The organism is Streptomyces sp. CNQ329 (genome assembly GCF_000482585.1).
On record NZ_AXVU01000014.1, the window covers coordinates 19,413 to 40,177 of the forward strand.

Here is a 20,765-nt window from a genome sequence, read left to right on the forward strand (position 1 = left end):
CGGCCCGGCGGGAAGGAGCGGGGCAGTGCGAGTGGTCCTGGCGGAGGACCAGTATCTGCTGCGGGACGGGCTGACCCGGCTGCTGCAGGCGCACGGCATGGAGATCTGCGCGGCGGTCGAGTCCGGGGACGAGCTGCTGGCGGCGCTGCGCGCGGAGCGGCCGGACGTGGCGGTGGTCGACATCCGGCTGCCGCCGACGTTCACGGACGAGGGCCTCCAGGCGGCGCTCGCCGCCCGGCGCGAGCGGCCGGACCTGCCGGTGCTGATTCTGTCGCAGCATGTGGAGCAGTTGTACGCGCGGGAGTTGCTGGCCGACGGCCGCGGCGCGGTGGGGTACTTGCTGAAGGACCGGGTGTTCGCGGCGCGGCAGTTCGTGGACTCGGTGCGGCGGGTGGCCGAGGGCGGCACGGCGATGGACCCGGAGGTCATCGCGAAGCTGCTGGCGAGCAACGCGCGGGACGAGCCGCTGGGGCGGCTGACGCCGCGGGAGCGGGAGGTGCTGGAGGGGATGGCGGAGGGCCGCTCGAACGCGGCGATCGCGCGTCAGCTCTTCCTCTCCGAGGGCGCGGTGAGCAAGTACACGACGAGCATCTTCGCGAAGCTGGACCTTGCCCCGTCGGACGACGACAACCGCCGGGTACGGGCCGTGCTGGCGTACCTGAACGGGCGGGCGGACTAGCCGAGGAGCGCCTGCGGCGGGTGCGGGGCGGGCTCGGCCGTTCGCGGGCACGGCAGGCACCTGCGGCGCGGCACGGGCGGGGGATGCCCGGGGCGCGAGGGCTGGGACGGCGACGGCGACCGGGCGCGGGGTGGCACGCGTGCCGGGGCCGGGCGGGCCGGCCTCGGCTCGGCCGGCGGGCCCGGACGGTGCGGGACGCAGCGGGCGGGGGCGTGCCGTAGCCGTGGCGCGCGGACGGCTTCGGCGCCGCCGGCACTCCGTGCGCGCCCGTCAGGCGCGGATGCGCAGGCCCCGGGGGGTCGCCAGGAAGCCGGACTGTTCCAGCAGGGTTCCCAGGGGGGAGTCCAGGGCCGCGGTGGCGTTGATGCGTTCCACCGTCACCGTACGGCCCAGGGCGCCGCCGCGGGCCGCCGCCGCCAGCGCTTCGGCCGCCGCGGTGAGGCGGGGGTCGTCCGCGGGGGGCCAGGCCAGCAGGGTGCGGCCGCCTCGCTCCACGTACAGCGCGAGGTCGCCGTCGACCAGCACCACCAGCGCACCGGCCTTCCGGCCGGGTTTGTGCGTCGTTGCGGGCGGGGGCTCCGGCCAGGGCAGGGCGGCCCCGTACGCGTTCGCCGGGTCCGCCGCGGCCAGGACCAGCGCCCGCTGCCCGCCCCGGCCGGGACCGCCCGCGCCGTACGGCCGTGCGTCGCCCCGCGGACGGCTGCCGCTCAGGGTGTGCCCGCCGTACGGGCCCTGCGGCCCCGCCTCGTCCACGAATCCGCCGTCCTCCGGCGAGCCCGTCACGGCGTCCGTGCCACCGCTGCGTTCCCGGCTCGTGGCCACCGCGCGCAGCCGGTCCACCGCGCCGTCCATCGCGAACTGCGCCGCGCCCAGCCCTTCCACGACGTAGCCGCGGCGGGCCTGGCCCGTCTCCTCGAACGCCGCCAGCACCCGGTACGCCGCCGAGAAGCCCCCTTCCACGCCCTCCGCCGACACCGCGCCGCGCGTCACGACCCCGTGCCGGTCCAGCAGGGTGCGCGCCAGCGCGTGCGCCCGGATCGTGGCGTCCGGCTCGCGCTCGGGCAGCAGGGACCAGCGGCCGGAGACGGTCGGCGGCCCGTTGCGCGACGCCGTGCGCGCCGCGCCCGCGACCGCCAGGCTGCCGTACCGCCCGCGCGGGGTGGGCCGCTTCGCACGGTGCGCGGTCGCGCCCGCGGTGCGGCCCGAGCCGAGAAGCGCGCGCAGCGGGCCGAGGGTGTCGTTCGTCAGCCGCCCGGACCAGGTCAGGTCCCAGACGGCGTCGGCGAGCTGCGCGTCGGTGGTGTCCGGGTGGGTGGCGCGTACCTGCTCGGCGATCTGCCGGAAGAACAGCCCGTAGCCGCCGGTCAGTGCGGTCAGCACCGCCTGGTGCAGCGGCGTGAGCTCCAGCGGATGCGGCTCGTGCAGCAGCAGCGGCGCGGAGTCCGCGGGATACAGGGAGATCCAGCCGTCCTTGCCGGGCAGCGCACCGGCGCCGGCCCAGATCACCTCGCCCGAGTTCGTCAGCTCGTCGAGCATCGTCGGTGCGTAGCCCGCGACCCGTGACGGCAGCACCAGCTTCTCCAGCGCCGACGCGGGCACCGGCGCTCCCTGCAGTTGCTCCACGGCCCGGACGAGGCCGTCGAGGCCGCGCAGGCTGTGCGTGCCCAGGTGCTGCCACTGCGGCAGGAACGCCGCCAGCGCGGCCGGGGCGACGGGCTCCAGCTCCTCCCGCAGCGCGGCCAGCGACCGGCGCCGCAGCCGCCGCAACACCCCGGCGTCGCACCACTCCTGGCCGATGCCCGCCGGGTGGAACTCGCCCTGGACGATCCGGCCGGCCGCCGCAAGGCGGTGCAGCGCGCCGTCGGTGACCGCCGCACCCAGGCCGAAGCGCGCCGCGGCCTGTCCGGAGGTGAACGGGCCGTGCGTACGGGCGAAGCGCGCCAGCAGGTCGCCCAGCGGGGCGGCCACCGGCTCCGTGAACGCCTCCGGCACGCCCACCGGCAGCGCGGTGCCCAGCGCGTCCCGCAGCCGGCCGGCGTCCTCGACGGCCGCCCAGTGCGCCGTCCCGGCCAGCCGGACCCGGATCGCCCTGCGGGCGCCCTCCAGCTCCCGCACCCACCCCGGCTCCGCCCCGCGCTCGGCCAACTCCCCGTCCGTCAGCGGCCCGAGCACGCGCAGCGCGTCCGCGACGCCTTCGGCGTCCTTGATCCGCCGCTCGTCCGTACGCCACTGCAGCTCGCGCTCCAGCTCCGCCAGCACCTCGGCGTCGAGCAGCTCGCGCAGCTCCGCCTGCCCCAGCAGCTCGGCGAGCAGCCGCGAGTCCAGCGACAGCGCCGCGGCCCGGCGCTCGGCCAGCGGCGAGTCGCCCTCGTAGAGGAACTGCGCCACGTATCCGAAGAGCAGCGAGCGGGCGAACGGCGACGGCTCCTGCGTCGTCACCTCCACCAGCCGCACCCGGCGGTTCTCGACGTCGCCCATCAGCTCCGTGAGCCCCGGGACGTCGAAGACGTCCTGCAGGCACTCGCGCACCGCCTCCAGCACGATCGGGAACGAGCCGAACTCGCTGGCCACCTGGAGCAGTTGGGAGGCGCGCTGCCGCTGCTGCCACAGCGGCGTGCGCTTGCGCGGGTCGCGGCGGGGCAGCAGCAGCGCGCGGGCCGCGCACTCGCGGAACCGGGAGGCGAACAGCGCCGAGCCGCCCACCTGGTCGGTGACGACCTGGTCGACCTCGCCCTTGTCGAAGAGGACGTCCGCCGCGCCGACCGGCGACTGTCCGTCGTCCCGGGCCGCATCCGGGGCGGCGCCGCCGAACGCCGGGTCCGCATCCAGCAGGTCGAGCCCCATCAGCTCGGTGTCGGGCAGCCGCAGGACGATGCCGTCGTCGGCGTGCATCACCTGAGCGTCCATCCCGTATCGCTCGGTGAGCCGGGCCCCGAGCGCCAGTGCCCACGGGGCGTGCACCTGCGCGCCGAACGGCGAGTGCACCACCACCCGCCAGTCACCCAGCTCGTCCCGGAAGCGCTCCACGACGATCGTCCGGTCGTCCGGTACGTGCCCGCAGGCGGAGCGCTGCTCCTCCAGGTACGCGATCACGTTCCCCGCGGCCCACGCGTCCAGCCCCGCCGCCCGCAGCCGCTCCTGCGCCGCCTGCCGGTCCATGCCGCTCAGCTCGCGCAGGAACGCGCCCAGCGCCCGCCCCAGCTCCAGCGGCCGGCCCAGTTGGTCGCCCTTCCAGAACGGCAGCCGGCCCGGCACTCCGGGGGCGGGGGAGACCAGCACCCGGTCCCGGGTGATGTCCTCGATGCGCCACGACGTGGTGCCCAGAGTGAAGACGTCGCCGATGCGCGACTCGTAGACCATCTCCTCGTCCAGCTCGCCGACCCGGCCGCCGCCCTTCTTAGGGTCGGCCCCGGCGAGGAAGACGCCGAAGAGGCCGCGGTCCGGGATCGTGCCGCCGGAGGTGACGGCGAGCCGCTGCGCGCCCGGACGGCCCTTGACCGTCTGCGCCACCCGGTCCCACACCACGCGCGGACGCAGCTCGGCGAAGGCGTCCGAGGGATAGCGCCCGGCGAGCATGTCGAGCACGGCCGTGAACGCGGACTCCGGCAGCGCCGCGAACGGCGCCGCCCGCCGTACCAGCGCGAGCAGCTCGTCCACGTCCCACACGTCCATGGACGTCATCGCGACGATCTGCTGTGCCAGTACGTCCAGCGGGTTGGCCGGGATCCGCAGCGCCTCGATGGCCCCCTCGCGCATCCGCTCCGTGACCACCGCGGACTGCACCAGATCGCCCCGGTACTTGGGGAAGACCACCCCGCGCGACACCGCGCCCACCTGGTGCCCCGCGCGGCCCACGCGCTGGAGCCCGGACGCCACCGACGGCGGCGACTCGACCTGCACCACCAGGTCCACCGCGCCCATGTCGATGCCCAGCTCCAGGCTGGACGTGGCGACCACCGCCGGCAGCCGCCCCGCCTTCAGGTCCTCCTCCACCTGCGCCCGCTGCTCCTTGGAGACCGAGCCGTGGTGCGCGCGGGCGATCACCGACGGCGCGCCCTGCGCGGCCCCGGACTGGGCCATGATCTCGGCGGGCGGCGGCGCGTCCGGCGCCAGGGGCTCGCCGGCCGCGCGCTCGTAGGCGATCTCGTTCAGCCTGTTGCACAGCCGCTCCGCGAGGCGGCGTGAGTTGGCGAAGACGATCGTCGAGCGGTGCTCCTCGACCAGGTCGACGATGCGCTCCTCCACATGCGGCCAGATGGACGGCCGGTCGGCGCCCGCGCCGTCGTCCTGCACCGGTGATCCGCCCAGCTCCCCCATGTCCTCGACGGGCACGACCACGGACAGATCGAACCGCTTCTCCGACGGCGGCTGCACGACCTCCACCCGCCGCCCCGGGGACAGGAACCGCGCCACCTCCTCCACCGGCCGGACCGTCGCCGACAGGCCGATGCGGCGCGCCGGCCGCGGCAGCAGCGCGTCCAGCCGCTCCAGGGAGAGCGCGAGGTGGGCGCCGCGCTTCGTGCCGGCCACGGCGTGCACTTCGTCGAGGATCACGGTCTCGACCCCGGCCAGCGCGTCCCGCGAGGCGGACGTCAGCATCAGGAAGAGCGACTCGGGCGTGGTGATGAGGATGTCCGGCGGGCGGTTGGCGATCGCGCGGCGCTCGGCCGCGGGCGTGTCACCGGAGCGGATCGCGACCCCCACCTCCGGCTCCGGCCGGCCGAGGCGGACGGCCTCCTGGCGGATGCCGGTGAGAGGGCTGCGCAGATTCCGCTCGACGTCGACCGCGAGGGCCTTCAGCGGCGACACGTACAGCACGCGGCACCGCTTGCGCGGCTCCGCGGGCGGCGGGGCGGACGTCAGCCCGTCGAGGGCGGAGAGGAACGCCGCCAGCGTCTTGCCCGATCCGGTGGGCGCCACGACCAGCACGTCCGAGCCCTCGCCCAGCGCCCGCCAGGCGCCTTCCTGGGCGGCCGTGGGCGCGGCGAAGGCACCCTCGAACCACGCCCGCGTGGCCGGGTCGAACGTCTCCAGCACCGATCTCGCCATGTGAACCATCGTGCACCCGACCACTGACACCCAGCACACTTGGCGCCATGGGGTCGCGCACGGCGCGGGCGTCGGGCGACGCCGATCGCGAGTGGGCCCGGCACTGGCGCTACACCAGCCTGCCCGGTCTCGACCTGCTGCGCGCCCGCTACGTCGGGCACACCTTCCCCGCCCACTCCCACGACGGCTACGTCTTCGGCGCCGTCACCGCCGGCGTGGAGTCCGTCGGCATGCCGGACGGGACGCTCCTCGCCGGTCCCGGCACCGTCGTCATGATCAACCCCGAGGTGCCGCACACGGCGCGCGCCGGGGCCGCGGAGGGCTGGTCGTACGCGACGCTCTACCCGTCCGCCCGCCTGGTCTCCGACGTCGCCGCGGAGGTCACCGCCATCCGGGGCACCGCCGGCTTCGGCGAGACGATGGTCGACGACCCCGGCGGCGCCCGCCTCATCACCGAGGTCCACCGCGCCGCGGAGGAGGACAACCCGCTGGCCGCCGACAGCATGCTGCGCGTCGTCCTGGCCCGCCTGCTGCGCCGCCACGGCGCACGGCTCCCGCGGCGCGTGGCGGCGTCCGCGGGCGCGCGCACCGCCGCGCGGGCGCGGGCAGTGCTCCACGAGCGGATGGCGGCGCCCCCGACGCTGCAGGCGCTGGCGGCGGAGCTGGGCACGTCGCCGTTCGCCCTGCTGCGGGCGTTCAAGGAGGCGTACGGCACCCCGCCGCACCGCTGGCTGACCGACGCCCGGGTACGGCGCGCGCGGCGGCTGCTGGACGAGGGCATGCGGCCGTCGGAGGCGGCGGTGACCGTGGGGTTCACCGACCAGCCCCACCTGAACCGGCACTTCACCCGCATCGTGGGCGTACCCCCGGGCGCGTACCGGCGGGAGCGGTCAGGCTGAGCAGCCCCATGGGCCGGGACCCCGCAAGAACGTACAAGACCGGTCGGACCCCGGCCACATAACGTCCGGTGCATGGCCACAGAAGCACAGCCTCCGCCCACCGCCGATCCCGCGCCCGAGGACCGCGCCGCCCTGCGCGACGGGCTCGGGGTCGGCGTCGCCGTCGGGCTCTCCGGGTTCGCGTTCGGCGTCACCGCGGCGGGCGCCGGGCTCAGCGCCGCGCAGGCGTGCGCCATGAGCCTGCTGATCTTCACCGGCGCCTCGCAGTTCGCCCTCGCCGGTGCGGTGGCCGCGGGCGGCGGCCCGGTCGCCGCCGCGGCCGGGGCGTTCTTCCTCGGCGTACGGAACGCGTTCTACGGTCTGCGCCTCGCCCCTCTGCTCCGGCTCCCCCGCGCGCTGCGCCCGCTCGCCGCCCAGTGGGTCATCGACGAGACGGCCGTCGTCACCATCGCCCAGCCCACCCGCCGCGCCCGGCGCATCGGCTTCGCCGTCACCGGGCTGACCCTCTACGTCTGCTGGAACACCACCACCCTCGTGGGCGTGCTCGGCGCCGAGGCCATCGGCGACACCGCCGCCTGGGGCCTGGACGCCGCCGGGCCCGCGGTGTTCCTGGCGCTGGCCGGACCGATGCTCACCGGGACCGTGGAGCGGGCCGCGGCGGTCGTCGCCGTCGCGCTCGTGCTCGGCACGCTGCCGGTCCTGCCCGCCGGGACGCCGGTACTGGTGGCCGCGCTTGCGGCGCCGCTGGTGCTGGCGGTGCACGGCAGGCGCGCGCAGGGAGACCGCGCAGACCCCGTGGACCCCGCAGCCGCCGCGGACGTGCCGAAGCCGGAGGGAGCCGCATGACCACCTGGCTTGCGATCGGGCTCACTTTCGCCGGCTGCTACGCGGTCAAGCTGCTCGGCCTCTCCGTACCCTCGGGCGCTCTGGAACGCCCCCTCGTGAGGCGCCTGGCCGCTCTCCTGCCCGTCGCCCTGCTGGCGGCCCTCACGGCCCAGCAGACCTTCGCCGACGGCACGACGCTGGTCTTCGACGCCCGCGCCGCGGGGCTGGCGGCGGCCGGCGCCGCGCTGCTGCTGCGTGCGCCGTTCCTGGTCGTCGTGGCCGCCGCGGTGGTCGTCACCGCGGCGGTACGGGCGATGGCCGGCTGACAGCCCCCGGGGCGTGGGCGGGCAGACAGGGGCCGGTGTCCGCGCACGCCCCGGCCCACGCCGCACGTCCTGAGCCCGGTCCGTACGCCTGCGGGCCCCTCCGCGCGCTCCCGCCCCGCATCGCGCGCCCTCAGATCCGTCCGTACGCCTGCAGTGTCAGCAGCGCCTCCAGCGTCGCCAGCGGCCGGGCTTCCAGCTCCGCCCCCGGTGACCAGCGCCGCCACACGACCGGCCAGCCGCCGTCCGCCCGCTGGTTCGCCGCCAGGAAGTCCAGCGACCGCGCCATCTCGGCGTCGCTGAACCACCGCCGCGCCAGCGACCCCGGCCGCCGCGCGAAGTCGTGCGGCCGGTGGTGCTCGCCCGGCGCGTGGCCCTCCGCGGCCGGCTCCGCGCCCTCCCGGCCCGGCTCCAGCAGGACGAGCCGTTCGGTGCGCACCAGCCGCCCCAGCCGTTCCGCGGCGGCCTCGGCGCGCCGCCGGTCGGGTACGTGGTCGAGGAAGGCGACCGCGGCCTCCGCCTCGTACGGACGGCTCCCGCGCAGCGTCTCGACGGCGTGCCAGCAGAAGTCGGTGGCGCGGAAGAGCCAGGCGTGCCAGATGTCGTTGCGGTGCAGCAGCCCCACGATCGGTGCGGTGGTCAGCAGCGCGCTCGGCGGGTCCGCGGGCACCGGCAGCCACGGCGCGGCCGGATAGCCGCGCAGCGAGGGGTGCACGGCGGGCAGGGCGCCGTCGGGGTTCGAGACGGCGGTCAGATAGCGGCAGACGTCCTCGGCGCGGCGTCCGGTGCAGCGGCCGAGGGAGTCGAGCACCCGCAGCGCGTGCGCGGTGTGCAGCGGCTGGCTGCCCGGGCCGCGCAGATCGGGGTCCAGAGCGTGGCCGTAGCCGCCGTCGGCGTTCCGGTAGGCGTCCAGCGCCTTCTCCACCCCGTCGGCGTCGGCGGCGCCGGGCACGAAGTGGTGGGCGAACCGGCGCTGCTCCAGCACACGGGCGGTCAGCCAGATGAACTCTGCGGCGCGGACCTGCGGGGAGTCAGCCATGGGGCGACGGTACGAGCACGGCGGGGCCGGCGGGGAGGCCAACGGTCCGGGAGCACTCTCACGTGCGCCTGCGCGCGGGATAATGGACGCATGCGGTTGACGGTCTTCTGGCAGCGGATGCGTGACTACTTCGGCGAACCCTACGTCGACTCCTTCGCCCGTGATCACGTGATGTCCGAGCTGGGCGGCCGTACGGTCCGCGAGGCGCTGGACGCCGGGTGGGACGCGCGCGACGTGTGGCGCGGGGTGTGCGCGGCGATGGACATTCCGGCGGAGATGCGATGACGCTGCCGCGGCGGCCGTCGGCCACACTGGTCGTCCATGGCTGCATCGGCTGCATCTGACGACACCGCTCGCGCACCGCGGACGCCTCCCGCGCCGGACGCCCCGTCCACGCCCGGCGCGCCCCCGGGCGACGGCACCTCGCCCGCCGTCCTGCGCGAACGGATGCCTCCGTGGCTACCCCGCGCGATAGTCCTCGCGCTGGCCCTGGTGGCCGTCTTCCACGTCGCGGAGTGGGCCTTCCACGAGCTGTACGGGCTGCTGCTCAACATCCTGGTGGCCTTCTTCATCGCTCTGGCCTGCGAGCCCGCCGTCGACCGCCTCGCCGCCCGCGGCATGCGCCGCGGCACCGCCACGGCGGTGGTCTTCCTCGGCGTGCTGGTGGCCGCCGCGGCCTTCGTCGCCGCCCTCGGCTCGCTGGTCGCCGACCAGATCCGGCTGATCGTCGAGAACTTCCCCGACTACGTCGCGTCCCTCATCGAGTGGGTCAACGAGCGCTTCGGTACCGAGCTGCGCGTGGACGACCTGCAGGAGGACTTTCTGAAGTCCGAGGTCGTTCGCGACTACCTGCGGCGCAGCGCCGACAACGTGTGGGGCATCTCCACCACCGTTCTGGGCGGTCTGTTCACCGCGCTGACCGTGGTGCTGTTCGCCTTCTACTTCACCGCCGAGGGCCCGCGGCTGCGCCGCGTGATCTGCTCCGTACTGCCGCCGGCCCGGCAGGCCGAGGTGCTGCGCGCCTGGGAGATCGCGGTCGCCAAGACCGGCGGCTACCTGTACTCGCGCGGACTGATGGCGATCGTCTCGGGCGGTGCGCACTACGTCGTGATGCTGCTGCTGGGCGTGCCGTACGCGCCCGCACTCGCGGTCTGGGTGGGGGTCGTCTCGCAGTTCGTGCCGACCGTGGGCACGTACATCGCCGGGGCGCTGCCGATCCTGCTGGCCTTCACCGTCGGGCCGTGGACGGCGCTGTGGCTGCTCGGGTTCGTGATCCTTTACCAGCAACTGGAGAATTACCTGCTGCAGCCCCGGATCACGGCGCGGACCGTGGACATACACCCCGCCGTGGCCTTCGGCTCGGTCGTCGCCGGAGCGGCCCTGCTGGGCGCGGTGGGCGCACTGATCGCCATCCCGGCCACGGCGACGCTGCAGGCGTTCCTCTCCGCGTACGTACGCCGCTACGAGGTCGACGAGCGCGCCCACGACGACCGGTCCAGGCGCCGCCGCGGCCCCGCCCGGACGGCCCGGATGCGCGCCGCGCTGCACCGCCGCCCAGGCGGACCACCCGGCGAGGACACCGGCCGGGACACCCGTCAGGACTCCGGCCGGGATACCGGTGGGAACGACGGGACGCCGGGGGACGACTCGCGCGAGTCCTAACCGGCGGGGAGAGGCCCCCGGCGACGGCCTGTCCCGCACCGCCTAGCCGGGCCCCTGCCCGCCGCCCTCCGGCGCACTCCGCGGCACCGCGATCGTCACCCGGAGCCCCCTCGGCTCGTTGCGTTCATACGAGATACGTCCGCCGCCCGCCGCCAGCAGGGCCCGGACGATCGACAGCCCCAGACCCGAGCCGGAGACGTTCTGATGCCGTCCGCTGCGCCAGAAGCGATCGCCGACGCGGCCCAGCTCCTCGTCGGTGAGCCCTGGCCCGCCGTCGGCGACCGCCACCGTCACCTCCGCGCCGTCCGCGTCCACCCGCACCTCCACCTCGCCGCCCTGCGGCGAGAACTTCACGGCGTTGTCCACCACCGCGTCCAGCGCGCTGGACAGCGCCACCGGATCCGCCCAGCCGGTCACGGCCGGAGCGCCGGACAGGAACAGCCGTACGTCCTGTCCCTCGGCCAGCGGACGCCAGCTCGCGACCCGCTCCGCCGCCAGCCGGGCCACGTCGGTCACCCGCAGGTCGGCGGGGGAGTGCTCGGCCAGCGCAAGGTCCAGCAGGTCGTCCAGCACCCGGGCCAGCCGGGTGCCCTCGGCCTGCACCGACTCGATCTCCGCGGCGGCGTGCGGCGCCTCCAGGCGCAGCAGCTCGATGCGCAGCAGCAGCGCGGACAGCGGATTGCGCAGTTGGTGGGAGGCGTCGGCGACGAAGGTGCGCTGCTTGTCCAGCACGTCCTCGACGTTGTCGGCCATCTCGTTGAACGAACCGGCGAGCCGGCGCAGCTCGGGCGGCCCGCCGGCGGCGGCGACGCGGGACTTCAGCCGCCCGGTGGCGATGTCATGGGTGGCCTTGTCGAGCACCCGCACGGGTCTGAGCACCCAGCCGGTCAGCCGGTACGCCGCCGCCACCGCGACCGTCATCGCGGCGGCGATGCCCGCGCCGAGCCACAGCCAGCCGGTGAGGGTGCGCGAGCGCATGGCGCCGGTGGGGGAGTCGGTGACCACGACGGCGACCACGTCCCCGTCCCGTACGACCGGGGAGGCGACGGTGAGCCGGTCGTCCTGCCAGGGCCAGACCTGGGCGGGGTCGTGGCTGCGCCGCCCCGCAAGCGATTCGGAGAAGGCCCGTTCGCCCTCGCCGCGGGCCATGGCCCGCCAGCCGGTGGGCGCGGAGGCCATCGCGGTGCGGTCGCGGTAGTAGACGCCGGCGCGGATGCCGTAGAGGTCGTGATAGCGGCGCAGCTCCTCCTGCAGCGCGCGCAGCCGCTCGTCCTCCGACGGCGGCCGGGCCTCGTTGCGGGAGGAGACGTACTGCGCGAGGGAGGCGAAGCGCGCGGTGTCGTCGATCCGGTCCACGATCACGCGCTGCTGCTCCTGCCCGGCGATGCGGTCGGCGAGGGGGAAGCCGAGCGCGAGCAGCATGCCGGCCATGAGCACGATGAGGAGGGGAAGCAGCCGGGTACGCATACGCCGAGGGCCTCAGCCGGCCGGCGGGGGCACGAGGCGATAGCCGACACCGCGTACCGTTTCGATGAGTGCGGGCAGGCCGAGCTTGCTGCGCAGGGAGGCTATGTGAACCTCCAGGGTCCGGCCCGTGCCCTCCCAACTGCTGCGCCACACCTCGCTGATGATCTGCTCCCGCCGGAACACCACGCCGGGACGGGCCGCGAGCAGCGCGAGCAGGTCGAACTCCTTGCGGGTGAGCTGCACCTCCGCGCCGCCGACACTGACCCGGCGGGAGTTCGGCTCCAGCGTCACGGGCCCCACGACCAGGGGTGCGGTGGGATCGTCGGTCCGCTCGCCGGACACGGCGCCCGCGCCGTCCGCCCCGGCGGGGGGCTCCGGCTCGGCCGCGGCGGTGCGCCGGGCGACGGCGTGCACGCGGGCGAGCAGTTCGCCCGTGTCGTACGGCTTGACGACGTAGTCGTCGGCGCCCAGGTTGAGCCCGTGGATGCGGGACCGGACGTCGGAGCGCGCGGTCACCATGATCACGGGCGTGCCGGTCAGCTTGCGGATGCGTCCGCACACCTCGAAGCCGTCCTGGTCGGGCAGCCCCAGGTCCAGCAGCACCACGTCGAACGGGGCCAGCTCGCTGTGCAGCAGCTCCTGCAGCGCCTCCTGGCCGCTGTGGGCCATACCCACCTCGAAGCCGTGCCGGGCCAGCACCGCGGAGAGCGCGGTGGCCACGTGGTCGTCGTCCTCGACGAGCAGCAGCCTCATCGACCCTCCCGTTCCCTCGCTCGCGTATCGTCTCAGCCCGCACACGAATACAGGCGGATACGGCCCTGCCGCGTCAAGTCCGGCCAGGTCACCCAGCGGTTTCCGTTGTGTGACGGGTACGGAGAGCAGCGTCCCGATTCCACCCTTTCTGTCCGGTTGCAGCCGGATCGTTATGCTCAATTTCCCCTCAGATGTGATGACGCTGGTCGAGCCTGCTCACTAAGGTCCAGGCAACCGAAGAGGACGGAGCAAGACGCGGATGACCGAGGTTTCGATGGCCAAGGACGCCGTTCCGGCTGCGGGCGAGCCGCTGGTCGTGCTGGACAACGTCAACAAGCATTTCGGTGCGCTCCACGTGCTCCAGGACATCGACCTGACGATCGCGCGCGGTGAGGTCGTCGTCGTCATCGGGCCGTCCGGGTCCGGGAAGTCCACCTTGTGCCGCGCGATCAACCGCCTGGAACCCATCGACTCCGGCCGCATCACCCTGGACGGCAAGCCCTTGCCCGCCGAGGGCCGTGAGCTGGCCAAGCTCCGCGCCGACGTGGGGATGGTCTTCCAGTCCTTCAACCTCTTCGCCCACAAGACCGTGCTGCAGAACGTGACCCTCGGGCAGATCAAGGTCCGCAAGAAGGACAAGGCGGCCGCGGAGACCTCCGCCAGGGCCCTGCTCGACCGGGTGGGCGTCGGCAACCAGGCGGACAAGTACCCCGCGCAGCTCTCCGGCGGTCAGCAGCAGCGGGTGGCGATCGCCCGTGCGCTGGCGATGGAGCCCAAGGTGATGCTCTTCGACGAGCCCACCTCGGCCCTCGACCCCGAGATGATCAACGAGGTGCTGGAGGTCATGCAGCAACTCGCCCGGGACGGTATGACTATGGTCGTCGTCACGCACGAGATGGGCTTCGCCCGCTCGGCGGCGAACCGGGTGGTCTTCATGTCCGACGGCCAGATCGTGGAAGAGACGACGCCCGACCAGTTCTTCACCAACCCTCGCAGCGACCGGGCGAAGGACTTCCTGTCGAAGATCCTGCACCACTGAGCTGCCGGCAATACTCCAGACAGAAGGATGCTCACCATGAATCTCCGCAAGGTCAGCGCGGCCGCTGCCTGCGCACTCGCCCTCTCCGTCACCGCGGCCGCGTGCGGCTCCGACGACGACAGTGGTGACAGCGGTGACGGCGGCGGCGGTAAGAAGATCACCATCGGCATCAAGTTCGACCAGCCCGGCCTCGGCCTGAAGGAGCCCGACGGCTCGTACTCGGGCTTCGACGTGGACGTCGCCACCTACGTGGCCAAGGAACTCGGCTACGCCGAGGACCAGATCGAGTGGAAGGAGGCGATCAGTGCCGACCGCGAGACCATGCTGGAGCGCGGCGACGTCGACATGATCGCCGCCACCTACTCGATCACCGAGGAGCGCGAGCAGAAGGTCGACTTCGCCGGCCCCTATCTGCTGGCCCACCAGGACCTGCTGATCCGCGCCGACGACAACATCACCAAGGGCGAGGACCTCAACGGCAAGACCCTCTGCTCGGTCACCGGCTCCACCTCGGCGCAGAACGTCAAGGACACCATCGCGCCCAAGGCCCAGCTCGCCGAGCGGCCCGGCTACTCCGAGTGCCTCGACGCCGTGGCCGGCGGCTCGATCGACGCCCTGACCACCGACGACTCCATCCTCGCCGGCTACGCCGCCCAGGACGCGAACAAGGGCAAGTTCAAGCTCGCCGGGCTGAACCTGAGCAACGAGAACTACGGCGTCGGCGTCAAAAAGGGCGACGAGAAGATGAAGAACGACATCGACGCGGCCCTGGAGAAGATGGTCTCCGACGGCTCCTGGGAGAAGTTCATGAAGGCCAACCTCGGCCCCGCGAACTACGACTTCGAGCCCGCGCCGAAGATCGGCGACATCAAGCAGTGACCCACCGCACCGCCGCCGCCCCGGCGGCGGTGCGACCGCACTGTCAGAGCGGTGGTGTGCCGCCCGGCCCGGGTGGCACACCACCGCGTCCACTTAAGGCGAGAGCGCTGGACTGACGTTGGACATCATCTCCGAATACGACACACAGATCCTGGACGCGTTCTGGGTCACCGTGAAACTCACCCTGCTGTCGGGCCTGTTCTCCCTGATCTGGGGAACCCTGCTGGCGGCCATGCGGGTCAGCCCCGTCCCGCTCATGCGGGGCTTCGGCGCCGTCTACGTGAACGTCATCCGGAACGTCCCCCTGACGGTCATCATCGTCTTCTGCGCCCTCGGGCTCTCCGACGTCTTCGGCGTCACCCTCGGCGCCGGCGTCGACTTCGACTCCAAGTACTTCCGGCTCGCCGTGCTCGGGCTGTCCGCGTACACCGCCGCGTTCGTCTGTGAGGCGCTGCGCTCGGGCATCAACACGGTGCCCGTCGGCCAGGCCGAGGCGGCCCGCGCCATCGGGCTGAACTTCACCCAGGTCCTGACGCTCGTCGTGCTGCCCCAGGCGTTCCGCTCGGTCGTCGGCCCGCTGACCAACGTCCTCATCGCGCTCACCAAGAACACCACGGTGGCGGCGGCCATCGGCGTCGCCGAAGCCGCGCTGCTCATGAAGGAGATGATCGAGACGGAGGCGCAACTCCTCCTCATCTCCGGGATCTTCGCGCTCGGCTTCGTCGTGCTGACCCTGCCGACCGGGCTCTTCCTCGGCTGGGTCGGCAAGAAGGTGGCGGTCAAGCGATGAGTTCCGTTCTCTACGACGCCCCCGGCCCGAAGGCCAAGCTGCGCAACGTCGGCTACACCGTGGTCTTCCTCGTCGTGCTCGCGCTCGGCGTGTGGTGGATCATCGACAAGCTGAACGACAAGAACCAGCTCGAATGGTCCCTGTGGAAGCCGTTCTTCACCGACTCCCAGGCGTGGACCACATACCTGCTGCCGGGCCTCGGCGAGACGCTGAAGGCGGCCGGGCTCTCGCTGCTCATCGCGCTGCCGCTGGGCGCCCTGTTCGGCATCGCGCGGCTGTCGGACCACGCGTGGGTACGGGTGCCGGCGGGCGCGGTCGTGGAGTTCTTCCGCGCTATCCCCGTGCTGATCCTGATGCTGTTCGCGAACCAGTTCTACTCCGAGTACACCGGCGTCGGCAGCGAGCAGCGCCCGCTGTACGCCGTCGTCACCGGACTCGTGCTCTACAACGCCGCCGTGCTCGCCGAGATCGTCCGCGCGGGCATCCTCTCCCTGCCCCGGGGGCAGACCGAAGCCGCCAAGGCCATCGGTCTGCGCAAGGGCCAGATGATGGGCTCCGTGCTGCTGCCGCAGGCCGTCACCGCGATGCTGCCGGCGATCGTCAGCCAGCTCGTCGTCATCGTGAAGGACACCGCGCTCGGCGGCGTGATGATCGGCTTCAGCGAACTGCTCGTCGAGCGGCGCACGCTGGCGTCCAACTACTCCAACGTCTTCGCCAGCTTCATCATCGTCGCGGCCATCTACGTCGTCGTGAACTTCATCCTGACGTCGCTGGCGAGCTGGCTGGAGCGCCTGGTCCGGCGCGGCAAGCGGACCACGGGCGCGGTGGTCGGGGTCGCCGTCGCGGACGACCTGAGCACCGGTGCCGCGGGCGGCGGGGCGGGCGTCGTGCCCGGAGTGACCGGGCCCGCGGACGTCGCGGGCGGCGGTGGTCCCGGTGGCCCGGGAGACGGGGGAGACGGCGGGGGAGACCCCCGGAAGTAGCCTGCGGGGGCGGTCGGAAGCCCTCGGCTTGACTGGGGTGTCCGGCAGTGGGTTGCATACCTCGTGTGATCGCGCACCTGGCTCCGAAACCCTTAGTACGTAGGCACCATGGCGCCGGAGGCGCATCACCGTGGACCCGGTGATCATCGTCGGGGCGGGCCCGGTCGGGCTCGCCCTGTCGTTGGCTCTGGCACGGCACGCGGTCCCCACGGTCCTCCTCGACGACCGGCCCGCCGGCGACGCCGAGGAGGACGGCAGGCCCGCCGGTCCGCGCCCCGCCCGCACCATCGTGCTGCGCCCGCACACCGCCGCGTTCCTCGCCCGCATCGGCGCCGCCGACGCCGCGGAGCGCGGCGCCCGGCTGGCCGGCTGGCGCGTGCTGCGCGGCGGCCGGACGCAGGTGCGGGTGGAGTTCGGCGAGGCCGCCGGCCCCGCGCCGCTGCACGTCGCGCAGTCCGCCCTGACCGCCACGCTGGCGGCCCTGGCCGACGACTCCCACCACGTGGAGGTCTTCCACGGCAGCCGGCTGGCGGAGCTGACGCAGGAACCCTACGGCGTCAACGTCCGTACCCGGGCCGGGACCTGGTGGCGCGGCAGTTGGCTCGTCGGCTGCGACGGCGCGCGGTCGACCGTGCGCAAGCTGCTGGAGGTGCCGTACGCGGGCCGCACCGCCGTCGAGCGGCACGCCGTGGCCGCCGTACGGGCCGACCTGCCCTGGCCCGGCGAGGGTGTCCTGTACCGCGGCGCCCCCCGCAGCGGCCCCGGCGCCGAGTGCGTCGCCCGCCCGCTCGGCGACGACCGGTGGCGGCTCGACTGGCTGCTGCCCCCCGGGGGCGGGGTCGTCACCCCGGAGGCCCTCGTCGCCCGGCTGGAGGCGACCCTGCGCGCCTGGTCGGGCACCCGCCACCCGTCGTACGAACTTCTCGACACCGGCGTGCACACCGTCCACCACCGGCTCGCCCGGCGCTGGCGCCGCGGTCGCGCGCTGCTCGCCGGCGACGCCGCCCACCTGGTGGGCTCCCTCGGCACGCAGCAGCTCGACGAGGGCCTCGCCGACGCCGAGAACCTCGCCTGGAAACTCGGCCGCGTCTGGCACCAGGCCGGCCGCGACGACGCCGGGGACGACCTCGTCGACACCTATGTCACCGAGCGCCGCGGCGCCATCGGTGCCCGGCTGCGCGCGGCCGACCAGGTCCGTCCCCTGCTGCGCCGCGCGGGCGGCCTGCGCGCGGCGGTGCGCGGCAAGGCGGCGGCGGAGCTGCTCACGGACGGCCACCTGGGCCGCGGCCGGATAGGCGGTCCGCCGGTGTACGACACGGCACCCACGGGTCTGGACGGGGTCGTGCAGATCGGCACGGCCCCCGGCGCCCGGGTCGACGACGTGCACGTGATCGCGCCGGACGGCTGGACGGGCCGGCTCTCCGAGCGGCTGGGGGGCGATCCGCTGGTGGTGCTGGTCGCCCCGGGCACCCGCGTCTGGGACCGCAGCCGCTGGCTGCAGGCGGGCCTGATGCCGAGGCTGATGCGGCTGGTGGGTGAACTCCCCGCCCGCGCGCGGCTGCTGGTCGCGGAGTCCTACCCGGGCGCGGCGGCGCACACGGTGCTGTACATCCGCCCGGACGGCCATCTGATGGCGGCGATGGCGGGGGTGCGCGAGGAGTCGATGCGGATCTGCGCGAACCGGATGCTGGGGCGGCCCGACGACGCGGAGGAGTAGGGCGGCGCGTACGGGAGCCGACCGGCCCCTGCGCGCCGCCGCGCGGGGGCCGGCGCCCACGTACGGCGCGTGCGGCGGGTGGGCCGCCCCGACGCCCGGTCCGGGCGGGTGGCACCGTGCCGCCGTCGTACGCAGCCGCGCGGTGCACCTGTCCGCACGGACCGGGGGCTTCGGAGGCCGCCGGCTACAGCCAGCCGACCGTCGTGTCGCCTTCGGCGACGATGAGGGCCGGACCCGTCATCTCCACCTCGCCGTCGGGGTGTTCGGTCACCAGGAGGCGGCCGCCCGGCACATCCACCGTGTACGTCTCGGGGCGGCCCGTCACGGCCGGGTCCACGCCGTCGCGGCGGGCGGCGGCGACGGCCACCGCGCACGCGCCCGTACCGCACGAGCGGGTCTCGCCCGAGCCGCGCTCGTGGACCCGCATCGCGACGTGCCGCGGGCCGCGGTCCACGACGAACTCCACGTTCACCCCCTGGGGATACGCCGTCGCCGGCGCGACCCCCGGTGCCTCGTACAGCCGCCCCGCGTCCGCGAGGTCGGCGACGAAGGCCACCGCGTGCGGGTTGCCCATTCCCACGTTCCGCGCGGGCCAGCTCCGCCCGTCCACGCTGACCGTCACCTCGGCGTCCGGGCCGTCGGCGAGCGCCGCCCGGCCCATGCCGACCGTCACGTCACCGTCCTTCGCCAGGTGCACGCGCCGCACCCCCGCGCGCGTGCCCACCGCCAGATCACCCGTCTCCGCGAGCCCGGCGTGCTGCAGATAGCGGGCGAAGACGCGCACTCCGTTCCCGCACATCTCGGCGATGCCGCCGTCCGCGTTGCGGTAGTCCATGAACCACTCCGCGTCAGCGGCCATCCGGCGCCCTTCCGGGTGCGCGTCGGACCGTACGACCCGCAGCAGGCCGTCGGCGCCGATGCCCGCCCGGCGGTCGCAGAGCCGGGCCACCGCGGCGGCGGACAGACTGATGAGGCCGGCGGGGTCCGGGACGATCACGAAGTCGTTCTCGGTGCCGTGGCCTTTGAGGAAGTGAAGGTGCGCGGTGCTCACTCTGTGATCGTAACCGCCCGCGCCGACAACGCCCCGGCGACGGGTAGCGACCGGCCCCGGGGCGCCGGTCAGCCGAGCCGGGCCACCCGCCACACGGCCAGCGCCACGATCCCGGCCATCGCCGCCGCGTACAGCAGCGCGATCCGCCAGTCCGCCCGCCGCCCCGAGCCGCGCCGCGGCAGCCCCGGAAGCGCCAGTCCCACCCGGCGCGCGGCCATCATCGCCCACCCCGCGGCACAGCAACTGATGAGCAGCCCGAGCATCGCCACCACGGGACCGCCGCCGCCGAACTCGAAGGCCAGCGGGAACGCGAACATCAGCGAGCCCAGTGCGGCCAGCGCGACGATGGGGGCGAGCTGCCAGAAGCGGAGCAGCCGCGGCGGGCGCAGCTCACGGAAGGACTCCTGGCCTACAGGCTCCGGTGCCTCCGAGAGGTCTTCCGCGAGGTCGTCCGCGGGCTCTGCCACGGGCCCGGCGATCCGGTCGTCCTGTGGCTCCCGGCGACTGTCACGAGGGCCGGCCTCCATAGCCACATGCCCTCCCAACCTCCGGCGACTTTCGGGCTTCCAGCTCGTTTTGATGATGGCACGGCCGGGAACACCCGCAGTGCCACCGGAGCGTCCCGATGCCATGACGTGATCAGCCTGTGACCGACCGTTCGAGTAGGTCACACGCGGTGTCCGGAAGGCGGTCACGGTCGGCCTCCGAGCCGCTGATCCAGTGCACGCGCGCGTCGCGCCGGAACCACGCTTCCTGCCGCCGTGCAAACCTCCGGGTGGCCCGCACGGTCTCGTCCCGGGCCTCCGCTTCCGTGCACTCACCGGCGAGGAAGGACAGCACCTGCTGGTACCCCAGGGCCCTGGAGGCCGTACGGCCCTCGCGCAGCCCTTCCGCTTCCAGCCGCCGCACCTCGTCCACCAGACCCGCCTGCCACATCCGGTCCACCCGCCGCGCGATCCGGTCCGCCAACTCCGGGCGCGGCACGGCGATGCCGATCTGGAGGGTGTCGTAGACCGACTCGTGCGCGGGGAGGCGGGCCGTGAAGGGGCGGCCGGTCAGCTCGATCACCTCCAGGGCCCGGACGATCCTGCGGCCGTTGCCCGGCAGGATCGCGCGCGCCGCGTCCGGGTCGGCCTCGGTGAGCCGGGCGTGCAGCGGGCCGGGCCCGGCGGCGGCCAGTTCCTTCTCCAGCCGGGCGCGGACGGCGGGGTCGGTGCCGGGGAAGTCCATGGTGTCGACGGCCCCGCGCACGTACAGACCGGAGCCCCCCACGAGCACCGCGGTGCGGCCCCGCGCGCCGAGCCGGTCGATCTCGGCGCGGGCCAGACGCTGGTACTCGGCGACGCTGGCGGTCTCCGTGACGTCCCACACGTCGAGCAGGTGGTGCGGGACCCCCTGCCGCTCGGCGGGCGTCAGTTTGGCCGTGCCGATGTTCATCCCCCGGTAGAGCTGCATCGAGTCGGCGTTGACGACGTCGCCGCCGGTCCGCCGGGCGAGTGCGATGCCCAGCTCGGACTTGCCGGCGGCCGTGGCCCCGACGACCGCGACGACCTGGGGGCGGGGGGTGGTCTCTGTCACGCGGCAAGTCTCGCAAACAACGGGCCACCGCT

The 20,765-nt window shown here is 74.2% G+C and carries 18 protein-coding genes; 11 read left to right on the plus strand and 7 right to left on the minus strand.

Features of this window, described 5'->3' with window-relative positions; all coding sequences use genetic code 11:
- Positions 1-25: 25 nt before the first annotated feature.
- Positions 26-679, plus strand: coding sequence for a response regulator transcription factor (locus tag I003_RS0111625; protein ID WP_027771690.1), 654 nt, complete (start codon positions 26-28; stop codon positions 677-679).
- Positions 680-949: 270 nt separating this feature from the next.
- Here the strand turns inward: I003_RS0111625 and I003_RS0111630 are convergent, their stop codons facing one another.
- A complete protein-coding gene (locus I003_RS0111630) occupies positions 950-5,728 on the minus strand; it encodes an ATP-dependent helicase (protein ID WP_027771691.1) in 4,779 nt (1,592 codons plus the stop codon).
- A gap of 47 nt (positions 5,729-5,775) precedes the next feature.
- Between I003_RS0111630 and I003_RS0111635 the strand changes: the two genes are divergently transcribed.
- From I003_RS0111635 to I003_RS0111645, 3 genes are all read left to right on the plus strand, one after another.
- Entirely contained in the window at positions 5,776-6,627 is an 852-nt protein-coding gene (locus I003_RS0111635) for an AraC family transcriptional regulator (RefSeq protein ID WP_027771692.1), read from the plus strand.
- Positions 6,628-6,699: 72 nt separating this feature from the next.
- The gene (locus tag I003_RS31975; RefSeq protein ID WP_051368198.1) at positions 6,700-7,473 is read left to right on the plus strand and encodes an AzlC family ABC transporter permease; all 774 of its coding nucleotides are present in this window, start codon (positions 6,700-6,702) and stop codon (positions 7,471-7,473) included.
- Positions 7,470-7,778, plus strand: coding sequence for an AzlD domain-containing protein (locus I003_RS0111645; RefSeq protein WP_027771693.1), 309 nt, complete (start codon positions 7,470-7,472; stop codon positions 7,776-7,778). Before I003_RS31975 ends, I003_RS0111645 begins: the two co-directional genes overlap by 4 nt.
- 130 nt (positions 7,779-7,908) lie before the next feature.
- On the opposite strand, the gene I003_RS0111650 is transcribed toward I003_RS0111645, so the two are convergent.
- Positions 7,909-8,814: a hypothetical protein gene (locus I003_RS0111650; protein ID WP_027771694.1), complete on the minus strand. Its 906-nt coding sequence runs from the start codon at positions 8,812-8,814 to the stop codon at positions 7,909-7,911.
- A gap of 90 nt (positions 8,815-8,904) precedes the next feature.
- Here I003_RS0111650 and I003_RS0111655 point away from each other — a divergent pair, with 90 nt between their 5' ends.
- Positions 8,905-9,099, plus strand: coding sequence for a DUF3046 domain-containing protein (locus I003_RS0111655; RefSeq protein ID WP_027752675.1), 195 nt, complete (start codon positions 8,905-8,907; stop codon positions 9,097-9,099).
- Positions 9,100-9,261: 162 nt separating this feature from the next.
- The gene (locus tag I003_RS0111660; RefSeq protein ID WP_027771695.1) at positions 9,262-10,476 is read left to right on the plus strand and encodes an AI-2E family transporter; all 1,215 of its coding nucleotides are present in this window, start codon (positions 9,262-9,264) and stop codon (positions 10,474-10,476) included.
- Positions 10,477-10,518: 42 nt separating this feature from the next.
- On the opposite strand, the gene I003_RS0111665 is transcribed toward I003_RS0111660, so the two are convergent.
- Positions 10,519-11,943, minus strand: a complete 1,425-nt coding sequence (locus tag I003_RS0111665) for a sensor histidine kinase (protein ID WP_027771696.1) — start codon at positions 11,941-11,943, stop codon at positions 10,519-10,521.
- Between the two features lie 12 nt (positions 11,944-11,955).
- Positions 11,956-12,696, minus strand: coding sequence for a response regulator transcription factor (locus tag I003_RS0111670; RefSeq protein ID WP_027771697.1), 741 nt, complete (start codon positions 12,694-12,696; stop codon positions 11,956-11,958).
- Positions 12,697-12,955: 259 nt separating this feature from the next.
- Between I003_RS0111670 and I003_RS0111675 the strand changes: the two genes are divergently transcribed.
- The 5 genes from I003_RS0111675 to I003_RS0111695 all read left to right on the plus strand — a co-directional run bounded on the left by I003_RS0111675 (position 12,956) and on the right by I003_RS0111695 (position 18,104).
- On the plus strand, positions 12,956-13,735 hold the full coding sequence (locus I003_RS0111675) for an amino acid ABC transporter ATP-binding protein (RefSeq protein ID WP_027771698.1): 780 nt from the start codon (positions 12,956-12,958) through the stop codon (positions 13,733-13,735).
- A gap of 36 nt (positions 13,736-13,771) precedes the next feature.
- The gene (locus I003_RS0111680) at positions 13,772-14,614 is read left to right on the plus strand and encodes a glutamate ABC transporter substrate-binding protein (RefSeq protein ID WP_027771699.1); all 843 of its coding nucleotides are present in this window, start codon (positions 13,772-13,774) and stop codon (positions 14,612-14,614) included.
- A gap of 118 nt (positions 14,615-14,732) precedes the next feature.
- On the plus strand, positions 14,733-15,404 hold the full coding sequence (locus I003_RS0111685; RefSeq protein WP_027771700.1) for an amino acid ABC transporter permease: 672 nt from the start codon (positions 14,733-14,735) through the stop codon (positions 15,402-15,404).
- Complete coding sequence (locus I003_RS0111690; RefSeq protein ID WP_027771701.1) at positions 15,401-16,387, plus strand: amino acid ABC transporter permease; 987 nt, start codon at positions 15,401-15,403, stop codon at positions 16,385-16,387. Before I003_RS0111685 ends, I003_RS0111690 begins: the two co-directional genes overlap by 4 nt.
- A gap of 130 nt (positions 16,388-16,517) precedes the next feature.
- Positions 16,518-18,104 (plus strand): FAD-dependent monooxygenase, encoded by a 1,587-nt coding sequence (locus I003_RS0111695; RefSeq protein WP_027771702.1) that lies wholly within the window; start codon positions 16,518-16,520, stop codon positions 18,102-18,104.
- Positions 18,105-18,288: 184 nt separating this feature from the next.
- On the opposite strand, the gene dapF is transcribed toward I003_RS0111695, so the two are convergent.
- From dapF to miaA, 3 genes are all read right to left on the minus strand, one after another.
- The gene (dapF, locus tag I003_RS0111700; protein WP_027771703.1) at positions 18,289-19,155 is read right to left on the minus strand and encodes a diaminopimelate epimerase; all 867 of its coding nucleotides are present in this window, start codon (positions 19,153-19,155) and stop codon (positions 18,289-18,291) included.
- Positions 19,156-19,223: 68 nt separating this feature from the next.
- A complete protein-coding gene (locus tag I003_RS0111705; RefSeq protein WP_027771704.1) occupies positions 19,224-19,622 on the minus strand; it encodes a hypothetical protein in 399 nt (132 codons plus the stop codon).
- A gap of 172 nt (positions 19,623-19,794) precedes the next feature.
- On the minus strand, positions 19,795-20,733 hold the full coding sequence (miaA, locus tag I003_RS0111710; RefSeq protein WP_027771705.1) for a tRNA (adenosine(37)-N6)-dimethylallyltransferase MiaA: 939 nt from the start codon (positions 20,731-20,733) through the stop codon (positions 19,795-19,797).
- Positions 20,734-20,765 lie beyond the last annotated feature (32 nt).